The organism is Streptomyces sp. NPDC056738 (assembly GCF_042790435.1).
GTDB lineage: Bacteria > Actinomycetota > Actinomycetes > Streptomycetales > Streptomycetaceae > Streptomyces.
In genome coordinates this window covers 786,122-799,370 of the sequence record NZ_JBHTZF010000003.1, presented here as the reverse complement: position 1 = coordinate 799,370, position 13,249 = coordinate 786,122, and the positions used below count along the sequence as shown (strand labels likewise).

11 protein-coding genes are annotated in these 13,249 nt (G+C 72.0%); 5 read left to right on the top strand and 6 right to left on the bottom strand.

All coding sequences use genetic code 11. The annotated features are described in order from the left end of the window. Positions 1 to 836 (top strand): tetratricopeptide repeat protein (locus ACFRIC_RS11075; protein WP_382782716.1); only part of this gene is annotated, 836 nt, incomplete at its 5' end. A gap of 181 nt (positions 837 to 1,017) precedes the next feature. On the opposite strand, the gene ACFRIC_RS11070 is transcribed toward ACFRIC_RS11075, so the two are convergent. Further along, the gene (locus ACFRIC_RS11070; protein ID WP_382782713.1) at positions 1,018 to 1,269 is read right to left on the bottom strand and encodes a hypothetical protein; all 252 of its coding nucleotides are present in this window, start codon (positions 1,267 to 1,269) and stop codon (positions 1,018 to 1,020) included. A 422-nt stretch (positions 1,270 to 1,691) separates the two neighbouring features. On the opposite strand from ACFRIC_RS11070, the gene ettA reads away from it, so the two are divergent. Genes ettA through ACFRIC_RS11055 form a run of 3 tightly spaced genes read left to right on the top strand, consistent with a single transcriptional unit; the run spans position 1,692 to position 4,512 of the window. Further along, entirely contained in the window at positions 1,692 to 3,356 is a 1,665-nt protein-coding gene (gene ettA, locus ACFRIC_RS11065; protein ID WP_382782710.1) for an energy-dependent translational throttle protein EttA, read from the top strand. Positions 3,357 to 3,358: 2 nt separating this feature from the next. Further along, positions 3,359 to 3,769 carry a thioesterase family protein gene (locus ACFRIC_RS11060; protein ID WP_361683710.1) on the top strand — a complete coding sequence of 137 codons (411 nt, stop codon included), beginning with the start codon at positions 3,359 to 3,361 and terminating at the stop codon, positions 3,767 to 3,769. After that, a complete protein-coding gene (locus ACFRIC_RS11055; protein ID WP_382782707.1) occupies positions 3,766 to 4,512 on the top strand; it encodes a hypothetical protein in 747 nt (248 codons plus the stop codon). Before ACFRIC_RS11060 ends, ACFRIC_RS11055 begins: the two co-directional genes overlap by 4 nt. Positions 4,513 to 4,632: 120 nt before the next feature. On the opposite strand, the gene ACFRIC_RS11050 is transcribed toward ACFRIC_RS11055, so the two are convergent. Continuing rightward, positions 4,633 to 5,037: a globin gene (locus ACFRIC_RS11050; protein WP_382782704.1), complete on the bottom strand. Its 405-nt coding sequence runs from the start codon at positions 5,035 to 5,037 to the stop codon at positions 4,633 to 4,635. A 124-nt stretch (positions 5,038 to 5,161) separates the two neighbouring features. Between ACFRIC_RS11050 and ACFRIC_RS11045 the strand changes: the two genes are divergently transcribed. Beyond that, the gene (locus ACFRIC_RS11045) at positions 5,162 to 6,154 is read left to right on the top strand and encodes a methyltransferase domain-containing protein (RefSeq protein WP_382782701.1); all 993 of its coding nucleotides are present in this window, start codon (positions 5,162 to 5,164) and stop codon (positions 6,152 to 6,154) included. 75 nt (positions 6,155 to 6,229) lie between these two features. Here the strand turns inward: ACFRIC_RS11045 and ACFRIC_RS11040 are convergent, their stop codons facing one another. From ACFRIC_RS11040 to ACFRIC_RS11025, 4 genes are all read right to left on the bottom strand, one after another. Beyond that, positions 6,230 to 7,582: an FHA domain-containing protein gene (locus tag ACFRIC_RS11040; protein ID WP_382782698.1), complete on the bottom strand. Its 1,353-nt coding sequence runs from the start codon at positions 7,580 to 7,582 to the stop codon at positions 6,230 to 6,232. An 83-nt stretch (positions 7,583 to 7,665) separates the two neighbouring features. After that, complete coding sequence (locus ACFRIC_RS11035; protein WP_382782695.1) at positions 7,666 to 9,012, bottom strand: VWA domain-containing protein; 1,347 nt, start codon at positions 9,010 to 9,012, stop codon at positions 7,666 to 7,668. 101 nt (positions 9,013 to 9,113) lie between these two features. Next, positions 9,114 to 10,547, bottom strand: coding sequence for a protein phosphatase 2C domain-containing protein (locus ACFRIC_RS11030; protein WP_382782692.1), 1,434 nt, complete (start codon positions 10,545 to 10,547; stop codon positions 9,114 to 9,116). Further along, entirely contained in the window at positions 10,548 to 13,223 is a 2,676-nt protein-coding gene (locus ACFRIC_RS11025) for a tetratricopeptide repeat protein (RefSeq protein WP_382782782.1), read from the bottom strand. Between the last annotated feature and the right edge of the window lie 26 nt (positions 13,224 to 13,249).

Genomic DNA, 13,249 nt, shown 5'->3' with positions numbered 1-13,249 from the left:
AGCTGGGGCGCAGGGAAGACGCCCTCACCGCCGTCACCCGTGCCGTGGACGCCTACCAGGCTCTGGCCGACCAGCGGCCGGACGCCTTCCTCCCCGACCTCGCCAGCTCGCTGAACAACCAGTCCGGCTGTCTGGCGGCCCTGGGGCGCAGGGAAGAGGCCCTCACCGCCATCACCCGCGCCGTCGAGATCCGCGAAACCCTGGCCGACCAGCGGCCGGACGCCTTCCTCCCCGACCTCGCCAGCTCGCTGAACAACCAGTCCGGCTGTCTGGCGGCCCTGGGGCGCAGGGAGGACGCCCTCACCGCCGTCACCCGTGCCGTGGACGCCTACCAGGCTCTGGCCGACCAGCGACCGGACGCCTTCCTCCCCAACCTCGCCGCCTCGCTGAACAACCAGTCCAACCGTCTGGCGGACCTGGGGCGCAGGGAAGTGGCCCTCACCGCCGTCACCCGTGCCGTGGACACCTACCAGGCTCTGGCCGAGCAGCGGCCGGATGCCTTCCTCCCCGACCTCGCCATGTCGCTGAACAACCAGTCCAACCATCTGGCGGACCTGGGGCGCAGGGAAGAGGCCCTCACCGCCATCACCCGCGCCGTCGAGATCCGCGAACCCCTGGCAGACCAGCGACCGGACGCCTTCCTCTCCGACCTCGCCGCCTCGCTGAACAACCAGTCCGTCCGTCTGGCGGAGCTGGGGCGCAGGGAAGAGGCCCTCACCGCCATCACCCGCGCCGTCGACGCCTACCAGGCTCTGGCCGACCAACGACCCGGCATGTTCGGGGGAGAGCTTGAAAGAGCTCTGCAGCTACGAGAGCTCTTGAGTCACACCCCTTAAGCGTGACTTGGCGCGCATCACAAGCGCACCAGATCTGGCGAGGAGCAGCGGGGACCGCCGGTGATTTCCGCCGAGAGTAACGGGGCAGGGCTCAGAACGTTCGCCCAGGGCAGCGCAAGTACGGCCCGCTCATGTTCGCAGCTTCCCAAGCTGATGACTCAACGGTTTGGACAGCTCATATCTATTGGGACGCCTGCGGCCCCTCGGCATGCCTGCAGCTGGACACGACATGCCGGGCGATCGTGGACAAGGCCAGCTCGCGATCGTCGTCGACCACTAGCCAACCCTTGTCCAGGAGCGATTGCAGCACTGGGCGAATCTCTTCACCCAGCTCCTTCGCCAGGTCGTCATCCGTGGGGGAGAGGCCATCCTGGACGAGGCTCGCCACATGGAGCATGACGGCTTCCTCCCCCGCGGTGATGTTGAAGTCCATGATCTGAAGGTATGCGAGCCCTTTGGCCGCAACACGTCGAGAGCCCTGTCGTCACGGGCCGGCCGTCGCGGCTCGCTCTGCTCGACGGCAACGGCAGCGTGGCGCATGCCCGTGGGGGCGGAGCGAGGCATACGCGTGCGTGATCGGTCGGCGCACCCGCCGTCCTGGCTGACTGCCGTCGGCTGAGGTCCAGACGGGGTGGGGCGAAGGCGCCGCCGTCAGTCGGTGGGCCAGGGCTGGGCCGTCCGAGGGCCGCCGAGACCGACCGATGGCGACCGACAGTGACAGACATGCCACAGACCTCTGCGACGGAACCCCAGGTCAGGGCGCCCCCGCGGAACGGGTTTCCCCCAGGGGCTAGCCGTCAGGCAAGATGGGGTGTATCTGCCCACTGCCGATTTCAAGCGTCCGGACGGTTTCTCTTGGCTGAGTTCATTTACACCATGCGCAAGACACGCAAGGCGCACGGCGACAAGGTGATCCTCGACGACGTCACCTTGAGCTTCCTGCCGGGTGCGAAGATCGGTGTGGTCGGTCCCAACGGTGCCGGTAAGTCCACCGTTCTCAAGATCATGGCGGGCCTCGAGCAGCCGTCCAACGGTGACGCGTTCCTGTCGCCCGGCTTCAGCGTCGGCATGCTGCTCCAGGAGCCCCCGCTCGACGAGTCCAAGACCGTCCTGCAGAACGTCCAGGACGGCGCCGCCGAGATCATGGGCAAGCTGCACCGCTTCAACGAGGTCGCCGAGCTCATGGCGACCGACTACTCCGACGCTCTCATGGAGGAGATGGGCAAGCTCCAGGACGACCTCGACCACGCCAACGCGTGGGACCTGGACACCCAGCTCGAGCAGGCCATGGACGCCCTCGGCTGCCCGCCCGGCGACTGGCCCGTCACCAACCTCTCCGGTGGTGAGCGCCGCCGCGTCGCGCTGTGCAAGCTGCTGCTGGAAGCCCCCGACCTGCTGCTGCTCGACGAGCCCACCAACCACCTGGACGCCGAGTCCGTGCAGTGGCTGGAGCAGCACCTCGCGAAGTACCCCGGCACCGTCGTCGCCGTCACCCACGACCGGTACTTCCTGGACAACGTCGCCCAGTGGATCCTGGAGCTGGACCGCGGCCGCGCCATCCCGTACGAGGGCAACTACTCCACGTACCTCGACAACAAGGCCTCCCGCCTGAAGGTCGAGGGCCAGAAGGACGCCAAGCGCGCCAAGCGGCTCAAGGAAGAGCTGGAGTGGGTGCGGTCCAACGCCAAGGGGCGTCAGGCCAAGTCCAAGGCGCGTCTGTCCCGCTACGAGGAGATGGCGGCCGAGGCCGACAAGATGCGGAAGCTGGACTTCGAGGAGATCCAGATCCCGCCGGGCCCGCGCCTGGGCTCCATCGTCGTCGAGGTCAACAACCTCTCCAAGGCCTTCGGCGACAAGGTCCTCATCGACGACCTCAGCTTCACGCTGCCGCGCAACGGCATCGTCGGCGTCATCGGCCCGAACGGCGCCGGCAAGACCACGCTCTTCAAGATGATCCAGGGTCTGGAGACCCCGGACTCCGGCACGATCAAGGTCGGCGAGACCGTCAAGATCTCGTACGTCGACCAGAGCCGCGAGAACATCGACCCGAAGAAGACGCTGTGGGCCGTCGTCTCGGACGAGCTCGACTACATCAACGTCGGCCAGGTCGAGATGCCCTCCCGCGCCTACGTCTCCGCGTTCGGCTTCAAGGGCCCCGACCAGCAGAAGCCGGCCGGTGTCCTCTCCGGTGGTGAGCGCAACCGCCTCAACCTCGCGCTGACCCTCAAGCAGGGCGGCAACCTGCTGCTCCTCGACGAGCCCACCAACGACCTCGACGTCGAGACGCTGTCCTCGCTCGAGAACGCGCTGCTGGAGTTCCCGGGTGCGGCCGTGGTCGTCTCCCACGACCGCTGGTTCCTGGACCGGGTCGCCACCCACATCCTCGCGTACGAGGGTGAGTCCAAGTGGTTCTGGTTCGAGGGCAACTTCGAGTCGTACGAGAAGAACAAGATCGAGCGGCTCGGCGCCGACGCCGCGCGCCCGCACCGTGCCACCTACAAGAAGCTGACCCGGGGCTGATCTTGCGGCACATCTACCGCTGCCCGCTGCGCTGGGCGGACATGGACGCGTACGGCCACGTCAACAACGTGGTGTTCCTCCGCTACCTGGAGGAAGCCCGTATCGACTTCCTGTTCCGCCCGGAGAAGGACTTCAAGCAGGGGTCCGTGGTGGCGCGCCACGAGATCGACTACAAGCGGCAGCTCGTCCACCGGCACGCACCGGTGGACATCGAGCTCTGGGTGACGCAGATCCGGGCGGCGTCCTTCACCATCGCCTACGAGGTCAAGGACCCCGACCAGGTCTACGTCACCGCCTCGACGGTGATCGTGCCGTTCGACTTCGAGCGGCAGCGCCCGCGGCGGATCACCGCCGAGGAGCGCGACTTCCTGGAGTCGTACCGCGACGACGAGGACGAGGCCGTCGCGGCATGACGGTCCTGCACCTCGCCGACGCGGGGGAGGCGGCGGATCTCGCCGCCTTCCTCTCCCGGCTCGTCCACTACGACCGTGCGGCCGCCGTGCGCCTTCAGGCGCACGGCACCACGCTCGCGGTCTTCGGCCGGCCGCCGTCGTTCGAGGTCCTCGCGATCCGCACGGCACGGCTCGCCAAGCCGTACGAGCACGGGCTCGACGTCACCCTCGACGTGACCGTCTCCGCCGGTGAACTCCTCGAGTCCGTCGAGGAGTCGGCGGCCACCGCCGCTGTCCCCGCCGCCGTCACCGGGCCCCCGTGGGCCGGGGTGCTGCCGCCGCGCGGCGGCTGGCGGCCGGAACCGGGGCTGCCGGGACCGGACGCCGTGCGGGCCATGGTCGCCGAGGCGGTGGCCGAATTCCGGTCGCGCACCGAGGAGTTGGCCCCCGAGCTGCGGACCCGTGCCGAACTCGACCGGGTCGGGCGGGAGATATGGTCCCGGCCGATCGGGGACACCGGGCTTCCGGTGCGGGCCGCGCACGCCGCGCAGGCCCTGGGATTCCTGCGACCCGCGCCGCCCGCGCCCGGGGCGGCGGAGGGATCCGTCGCGCCCGCGGCCGGCTCCGCCGAGGGTCGGTTCGCGCCGGGTGGCAGTCCGTTGGCGCTGTACTCGTCTGGCGCGTGGCTGCGTCTGCGGACGCCGTTCGGGTCGGTCGCCGTCCGCCGGGCGGGACTCGGCTCGCTGAGCGTCAGCGTCCACTGACCCGACGAACCCCGAACCTCCACGGCCCACCGGCCCACCGGCCCCCGGTTCACCGGACCCGCGCTCCGCTGACCCCCGGTTCACCGGACCCGCGCTCCACCCACGCCTGCCGCCCGGCGGTCAGCTCGCCGTGTTCACCATCGACGCCGCCGCGTACGTCAGGTAGTTCCACAGCGTGTGCTCGTGCTCCTCGGAGAGGCCGAGTTCGTCCACGGCCACCCGCATGTGCTTCAGCCACGCGTCGTGCGCCGCCTGGTCGACCTGGAACGGGGCGTGCCGCATCCGCAGCCGGGGGTGGCCGCGGTTGTCGCTGTACGTCGTCGGGCCGCCCCAGTACTGGATCAGGAACAGCGTGAGGCGCTCCTCGGCCGGGCCCAGGTCCTCCTCGGGATACATGGGCTTCAGCAGCGGGTCCCCGGCGACACCCTCGTAGAAGCGGTGCACGAGGCGCCGGAAGGTCTCCTCGCCGCCGACCTGCTCGTAGAAGGTCTGCTCCTGAAGCGTGCCGCGCCGAATCTCTTTCACGCCCCCATGTTCTCAGACGGGGCGACCGAGGACTCCGGGCTTAGGACCACTCCCGTCCCGCGAGGAGAGAGGACGGTCCGGGACGGCGCTCGCCCCGCGGGCCGTTCGGCAGCACAGTGGAGGTATGGGCGCGCACGCTCTCGACGAACCCGGCCCCGGCCCCGATGATCTCGCCGCCTCGGCGCGGGCGTCCCTGGTGCGCGAGATCGAGCGGAGCGGGGCCTGGGAGAGCGATCCCGTCTGGCGCGGGGCCTTCGAGGCCGTACCGCGCCATCTGTTCGTGCCGTACTACTACCTCGGCGCGGTCGGCGGCTACGAGCGGCTGTGGGGCGAGGACCCGGACCCGCGGGTCCGGGACCGCTGGCTGCGCGGCGCGTACGCGGACGCCCCGCTGGCCACCCGGGTACGGGACGGGGAACTGGTCTCCTCCAGCAGCCAGCCGTCGCTGATGGCGAAGATGCTGGCTGAACTGGAGGTACGCGACGGGGACGCCGTCCTGGAGATCGGCGCCGGCACCGGCTACAACGCGGCCCTGCTCTCGTACCGTCTCGGCGACGGCCTGGTCACCACGGTCGACCTCGACGTGGAGATCACGGAGGCGGCGCGGCGGCATCTGGACCTCGCCGGGTACCACCCGACCGTCGTCACCGGGGACGGAGCGCGCGGGGTCCCCGGGCGCGCTCCCTTCGACCGGATCGTCGCCACCTGCACGCTGACCACGATCCCGCGCTCCTGGCTGGTCCAGTCACGTCCCGGAGCCCGTGTCCTCGCGCCGCTGGCCACCGGCCTGATCACGCTGGAGGTACGGGACTCCGGTCACGCCGAGGGACGCTTCCTGCACACGTCGGCCTTCTTCGTGCCGCTGCGCGGCGCCACCCGGCCCGGACCGGAGCCGGAGCCGGCGGTCGTCGGGGTGCCGCGCCGGGCCCGCGGCCACGACCTGTTCCGTTTCCTGCTCGCCCTGACGGCGGGCCGCCTGGACCCGCAGGACGCCTACGCGCTGTGGGAGCGCGAGGGACAGCCGCAGCGCGAGCGCTACGGGGTCACGGTCGGCGAGGGCGGCGTCTGGGCCTGGCTGGACGACCCCGAGGGGCCGTACACCTGGCCGCTGCCCTGAGCGCTCAGGGCAGTCGGGCGCGTCCCGTGCCGGAACAAGCTGCTCCGGACCGCCGGGCCCGTCCCGTGCCGGAACTCAGCCGCGCCGGATCGTGATCGTCGTCCAGGCGCCCACGTGCACCCGGTCGCCGTCCTGCAGCGGTACCGGCACGAACGGCTGGATGGGCTCCTCGCCGTTGTTGACCGTGGTCCCGTTCGTCGAGTTCTGGTCGACGACCGCCCAGGTGCTGTCCGGCTGCTGGACCAGGACCGCGTGCTGGTGCGAGACACCCGGGTCCTCCGGCGGCACCGACAGGTCGATGTCCGGGGTGTCGCCGGTGGAGTGCCGGCGGCGGCCGATGGTGATCTGGTTGCCGAGGAGCGGGCGCTGCAGCTCCGGCGAGTACGCGGGCAGGTTCAGGCCCGCGGCCTCGGGGCCGGAGCGCTGCATCATCGCCATGAAGTACTCGCGGTCCGGCGCGATGGTCGCGCTCCAGGACAGCGACTGCTGCTGCGGCGGCTGCTGCTGGTAGCCGGGACCGGGCGGAGCCTGGGTGGCGCCGGGCTGCGGGTAGCCGTAGCCGCCCTGGGCCTGGCCGGCCTGGGCGCTGTGGCCGCCGGGACCGCCCTGGCCGCCGGGCGAGCCGGACGACGGCGGGGGGATCACCCAGTCGTCCTCACCGTTGCCGAAGGCCGGTCCGCCCGGCTGCGGTCCGCCGGGCTGCGGGCCGCCCTGTCGCGGCGGTCCGCCCTGCGTGTACGGCGACGGGGAGGGCTGCTGGGTGTAGGCCTGCTGCGGGGCACCGGGACCGCCGGGACCGCCGGGCGCGGACGGTGCCGCCTGCCGCGAGGGGTCGCCGAAGCCCTGGTCGCCGAAGCCCTGGGGGCCGCCGTAGGGCTGGGCCCCCGGGCCGGGCGGGATCGGTTCCGCGGGCCGGTTCATCTGCGAGGGCCGCGAGCTCTGGTACTCGAACGGGTCGTGACCGGGGCCACCGGGACCCGGACCGCCCGGCTGTCCCTGCCCGGGCTGCGGGAAGCGCGGCCCCGGATTCTGGCCGCCGGGACCGCCGGGACCGCCAGGAGCGCCGTACGGCGACTGCGGGCCGGGAACACCGGGACCGCCGGGACCACCCGCGGCGCCGGCCGGCGGACGCGGTGCCGCCGGTGTGTACGAGGTCGCGGTGTTCGTCAGGAAGTTCCACCGGCACTCCTCGCAGAACGGCGCCGCCCCCTCACGGGGCGTGCGGCACTGCGGGCAGAGCTCGGCACCCGGGTCCGGCACACCGGAACGGCCGCCGGGCGGGGGCGGCGGCGAACCGGGCGCCGGGTAGCTGTAACCGCCGCCGGGCGGCGGCGGGGGAGGGAGCGGGGGAACACCGGCCATGCGGTGACCGCAGACCTCGCACCAATCGTCGGAATTCGACTGGTGTCCGTTCGGGCATGTCGGCATGTCGGTCCTTCCCCCTTCCCTTTTCCGGTCGTCATGACCGGGTTTCTCCGGATCCCAGCGGGAACCGGGCTCGCTGCTTCCCACTACTTCTTTACACGAACAGTCTTTGTGGACCGTGTCTCGAGGGTCATCTCGTCGGCCTCCGCGACACGCGCTTTCAATCGCACAGTACCTGCCGCGACGTCGACGACGTCCACCACCTTCGCGAGCAGTTTCGCAGTATCGGCGTTTCCGGAGGCTCCGGCGAGTTGAACGGCACGTCCCAGCTTGGCCGTTGCTCCGTCGACATCTCCCGCTTTGCGGAGATCGAGACCCTGTTGGATGACTTGTGCCAGTTCGGCCTGACCCGTGTAGTGCGCGACCTGCGGATTGATGCTCGTCGAGGCGGCCATGTCGTCGGTCCACACGGCCCGTACGAGCCCCTGCGCGCCGAGGTTCTGCACACTGCCGTCGCTGTGCGGGATCGCCAGCGACACGCGGGCGGCGAGCATCTCCTGGCCGACGCCGGCCGTCGGGACCTGGACGCACACGTGGTAGTCGCGGGACTCGTCGCCCCAGGAGCCGGTCGGGTAGTCGCCCGCGCGGGGTCCCGCGTCGGTGCGGCGGTCCGTCAGTTCCTCGACCGTGGGCGCCACTTGCTTCACGAACTTGATCTCGGTGCCGACCGGGGTCCACACCCGCAGGGCCACGTCGGCGACCTCCTTGCCCATCGCCGTCTCCATCATGTGCGTGAAGTCGGCGGCGAGGGCCGCGGGGTCGGCGACGATGTCCGCGGTGCCGAGCAGCGCCGAGGCGATCCCGGTGACCTCCTTGACCTCCCAGTCGGTGCCCACCCCGCGCGCGTCGCAGGTGAAGCGTCCGGCACAGGAGTCCAGCGCCGCCCGCAGGTCCTCGGGCGACTCGTGTTCGTTGCGGCCGTCGGTCAGCAGGATGCCGTGCCGGATCGCCACCTCGGCCGAGGACAGCAGCCGGTCGGCCAGCCGCAGCCAGGTGCCGATCGCCGTGCCGCCGCCCGCGCTCAGCCTGCGCAGCGCCTGCTTGGCCTGGTCGCGGGTGGACGCGTCCGCCACGGCGAGCCGTCCGTTGCCCGGGTAGACCTCCTTGGCGACGTGTGTGCCGCCGATCACGGCGAAGTGGACCCCGTCGCGCAGGGTGTCGATCGCGGCGGCCGTCGCGTCGCGGGCGTTGCGCATCTTGGCCGGCGGGTAGTCCATCGAGCCCGAACAGTCGACCATGATCGCCACGGCGGCGTCCGGTCCCTGCCCCGCCGTGTACAGGTGCGGCGCGCTGACCGCGGTTCCGATGGTGCCGCCGCCGGTCGCGCTCACCGTGACGATCGCGTTGACCTCGCGGCCGCCCTCCGGCAGGAATTCGTTCTGGTACACGTCGACCGAGAACTGCGGCACGTTCGACTTCGAGAAATTGGCCATGCCTTCTCTGTCCCCCTCGGGCCTCCGCCCCCTGCGGAGGTGCTGACTGTGTGCGGACCGGTCCCCTCCGGTCCGCGGCCGCCCCCGTTCGTATCGCGGCCTCAGGCCGATCCTGCCCCCTGGGAGGGGGCGGGGAACGGCAGGACGGCCACTGTTACGTTGTCGTGGCCCCCGCCGTCCAGGGCGTGACCCACCAGGACCCGGGCGCTGTGCAGCGGCCTCTCGGCGGCGTCGAGGGGGACGGCCTCGGCCATCTCCTCCGCCGTCTCCGCGTAGTTCCACAGTCCGTCGGTGCACACCACGACCACACCGGGCCGGTCCGGCTTGAACGAGACGGTGTGCGGCTCCAGTTCGTAGGCGTCGGCGCCGAGCCAGCCCGTGATCGCGTGGGCGCGCTCGTCGGCGTAGGCCTCCGCCTCGTTCATCAGGCCCGCGGCGACCATCTGGGCCGCCCACGAGTCGTCCTCGGTGAGCCGGGCGGGCGCCGAGGAGCGGTCCACGGGAACCCAGTAGACGCGACTGTCGCCGACCCAGCCGACGATCAGCAGGGTGGGGGTCACGAGGGCGCCGACGATGGTGCAGGCGGGCGCGTTCACGTGCGGCGCGTGCTCACCCTGGGCGGTGGACGGGTCGGCCAGCGCGTTGACGGCCTCCGAGGCCGCGACGATCGCCTCGTGCATGGCCGCCTGCGGATGGGTGCCCAGCGGAAGAGCCGCGAGGAGCGCCTCGTTGGCGGCCTGGGCGGCGGCGAGCGAGGCCTCGTCCGGGCGGGTCGCGGAGGACACTCCGTCGCAGACGATCGCGACGACCGCGGGGGAGCCGTCGGGCAGCGCGGTCGAGGAGACGGCGAACGCGTCCTCGTTGCGGTGGTGGCGCAGACCCCGGTCGCTGACCGCGGCGACCGCGCCCAGCTCCTGTTCCATGTGGTCCCGTTCCCGTGGCTGCGCGTGCCCGCAGTTCTCGCAGTAGCCGTCGGTGTCCACCTGGCCCGCACGGCAGGCGACGCACAGCTTGCCGCCCGCGGGAGGAACCGGGAGGTCGCCGGTGCGCGGATCGGCGGGGACCTCGCGGTCCGGGCCGCCGGCCGGAGGGGCGAGCGGGTACTCGTCGGGCTCCGAGGGCCTGTCGAACCGTACGCCCGAGGGCTGCCCCGCGGGCCGCCTGGAGGGGGCGGGCCGGACGGCCGCCGGGTCCCCCTGCGGGTGCTCGGCGTGCTCGGGGTGTTCGGGGTGTTCAGGATGGGGCAGTTCGGAGCCGCCCGAATCGGTGCCCGGGATGTCGGCGGCGCGGTGCACCGGCGCGGGCGTGTCCGTACTGCCGGTCTGCTGCGCCCGTGGCCAGTCCACGGACGGGGCGGCCGGCGGCAGGTCGGGCGACGTGCCGTTCATGGCGATCGTGGGGTGGTCCTGCGGCGGTGCGGCCACCGTCGACAGGTCGTAGCCGCACGCGCCGCAGAAACGGTCGGCCGCGTCCAGCGGCTCCTCGCAACTGGGGCACCGCGAAAGGGCCGTCGGCTGGGGCATCTGGGACATCAATCACACCCACGTCCGGGGGCGGTAACGGTTTGCACGTTCCACCAGGTCGATCCTCTCCTCGCCGCCCCGCGCGAGCCGGGCCAGCGTCCGGTACGAACGTTCGAGGCCGAAACGGAGGCCACGTTCGTCCAACTCACTGCCGAGCAGCGCGGTTCCGCCTCCGGTGGCCGGAGCGGAACCCTGGCTACCGGAGAGTACCCAGTCCAGCGCGCAGCCGAGGACCTCCGTCGACAACTGCTCGCGGCGCACCGCGTCCAGACCGAATCCGTCGAGCGCCTCCACCTGCCCGGCCGCGGCCGTCAGATCGTCGAGGAACGGCGCCGCCGTGTCCGTGACCGGCCGCTGCCGCAGCCGCGCCCGCACGGCCGCGACACGCGCCGCCGTGTAGTGGATCGACGACTCCGGAACGGATTCCAGGGTGCGTACGGCACCACGGCGGTCCCCCGCCGCGAGCTGCACCCTGGCCAGCCCGAACGCCGCGCTCACATAGCTGGGGTCGGTCGTCCACACCAGCCGGTAGTACTCGGCGGCGTTGTCGAGCTGGCCGAGCACCTCCGCGCACACGCCGAGGGCCAGCTTGGGCGCGGGCTCGCCGGGGAAGGCGTCGTAGACCGCGTCGAAGGACAGCGCCGCGATCTCGTTCTCGCCGGTCGCCAGCGCCGTGACACCGCGGTACCAGACCACCCGCCAGTCGTCCGGGTGATCGGCCTCCAGCGCGTCGACGGCCGAGCCGGCGCCGCCGAGTTCACCCATCTCCAGGCGGGCCCGCAGCTCCCGCAGCCGCAGCTCGGGCGAAGCGGCGGGCGCGGCCCGCAGCGCGGCGATCAGCTCCGCGGGCGCGGACGCGATGAGCCCGGCGAGGAAACCGGCGTTCGGGTCGCCCGGGTCCACCCGCGGCACCGGCAGGGCGAGCGCCGTGGCCGCCGCCTGGACGGATCTGACCAGGGCGGCGGAGGCCTGCGGGCCGGGCGGCAGCGGCCGGCCGCCGTTCGCCCCGGCGGGCGGCCGGGACGCGCCCTTCCTCCCGCGTACGGGGACCACGCGGGCCCCCAGCCGCGACACGTCCTCGGCGGCCTTCCCGAACAGCTCGGTGTCCGTGACCCTGGTCTCGGGTCCGAACAGCGTCGACAGCGCGGGCCGCGCCCGCCCCGTCTGGAGCGAGACGACCTCGCGCAGCACGCCCGTGAGCTGCTCGGACATCTCCTGCGCCGAGGCGAACCGGCGGGCCGGGTCGGGGTCGGTGGCCCGGACGAGCAGCCGGTAGAACGACTCGTACTGCCGGAAGACCTCGATGTTGTCCGGGTCGGGCAGGGAGTCCACGAAGACGTTGGTGTAGCCCTGGAAGTCGAAGGCGAGGACGGCGAGCGTCCGCGCGACGGTGTAGAGGTCGGAGGCGACCGAGGGGCCCACCTCGGCCACCTCGGGGGCCTGGTAGCCCACCGTGCCGTAGATGGCCGACTCGTCGTCGTCCATCCTGCGCACCGCGCCCATGTCGATCAGCTTGAGCTGGTCCTCGGTCTGGATCGCGTTGTCGACCTTGAAGTCGCAGTACAGCAGGTTGCGGCTGTGCAGGTGGCCGAGGGCCTCCAGCGCCTCGATGCCGTACGCGCAGGCCTGCTCCACCGGCAGCGGATCACGCTTGCCGTCCGGGGTACGGCGTCCGTTGGCGAGCTCCTTCAGCGACTTGCCGCCCACGTACTCCATGACGATGTACCCGTCCAGCGAACCCGTCCGCTGGTCGAGGTGCTCGACGAAGTTGTAGATCCGCACGATGTTGGCGTGCTCGATCTCCGCGAGGAAGCGCCGCTCTGAGATCGCGGCCGCCATCGCGTCCTGGTCGCCCGTGTCGAGCAGACCCTTGAGGACCACCCAGCGGTCGGACACCGCGCGGTCGACGGCGAGATACACCCAGCCGAGCCCGCCGTGCGCCAGACAGCCCATCACCTCGTACTGGCCGTGCACCACGTCACCGGTGCGCAGCTTCGGCACGAACGAGTACGGGTGGCCGCACTTCGTGCAGAACCCCTCGGTGCGGCCGGGCCGGTCACCGCGCGAACGCCCCACCGGGGCACCGCAGTCGGAGCGCGAACAGAACCGTTTGCGCTCGGGCACCTCCGGGTTCTCCAGCACCATCTCGCGCGGGTCGGGCCGCGGGACGCCCGGCACCTCGACGAGCCCGGCGCCGAGCCGGCCCCGCCCGGAGGAGGACGCCGTCGAACCGGAGCTGCGCACCGACACCGACCGGCCCGTCGAGCGGCCCGACAACGACCGCGACAGCCTTCCGGAGACCGAGCGCCGCGACTGCGAGGAGCGCGACGTACGTGTGCTGGAGCGTGAACCGCCGCGCACACTGCCGCTGTCGGAGCCGCCCGCGCCGCGCGCCGAGGAGCCGGACGACGCCGGGGCCGCCCCACCCGCGCCGGATGCGCGTGCGCTTCCGGACCGGGAGGATCCCGGTGCGGGTTCGGCGGGGGCGAGGCCGCAGGTGTCGCAGTACAGCTCGCCGCCTCCCACGTCCTCGTACGACCCCTCGCAACCGGGCCGGCCGCACGTCCGCCCGCTCGCCGGCGGCTCGCCGGCGCCGGATGAGGGCGCGCTTCCGGACCGGGACGATCCCGGTGCGGGTTCGGCGGGGGCGAGGCCGCAGGTGTCGCAGTACAGCTCGCCGCCTCCCATGTCCTCGTACGACCCCTCACAACCGG

Coding starts and splice junctions, on each gene's coding strand:
- ACFRIC_RS11070 (WP_382782713.1), bottom strand. CDS start 1,269: ATGGACTTCAACATCACCGCGGGGGAGGAAGCCGTCATGCTCCATGTG.
- ACFRIC_RS11055 (WP_382782707.1), top strand. CDS start 3,766: ATGACGGTCCTGCACCTCGCCGACGCGGGGGAGGCGGCGGATCTCGCC.
- ACFRIC_RS11045 (WP_382782701.1), top strand. CDS start 5,162: ATGGGCGCGCACGCTCTCGACGAACCCGGCCCCGGCCCCGATGATCTC.
- ACFRIC_RS11040 (WP_382782698.1), bottom strand. CDS start 7,582: ATGCCGACATGCCCGAACGGACACCAGTCGAATTCCGACGATTGGTGC.
- ACFRIC_RS11035 (WP_382782695.1), bottom strand. CDS start 9,012: ATGGCCAATTTCTCGAAGTCGAACGTGCCGCAGTTCTCGGTCGACGTG.
- ACFRIC_RS11025 (WP_382782782.1), bottom strand. CDS start 13,223: ATGGGAGGCGGCGAGCTGTACTGCGACACCTGCGGCCTCGCCCCCGCC.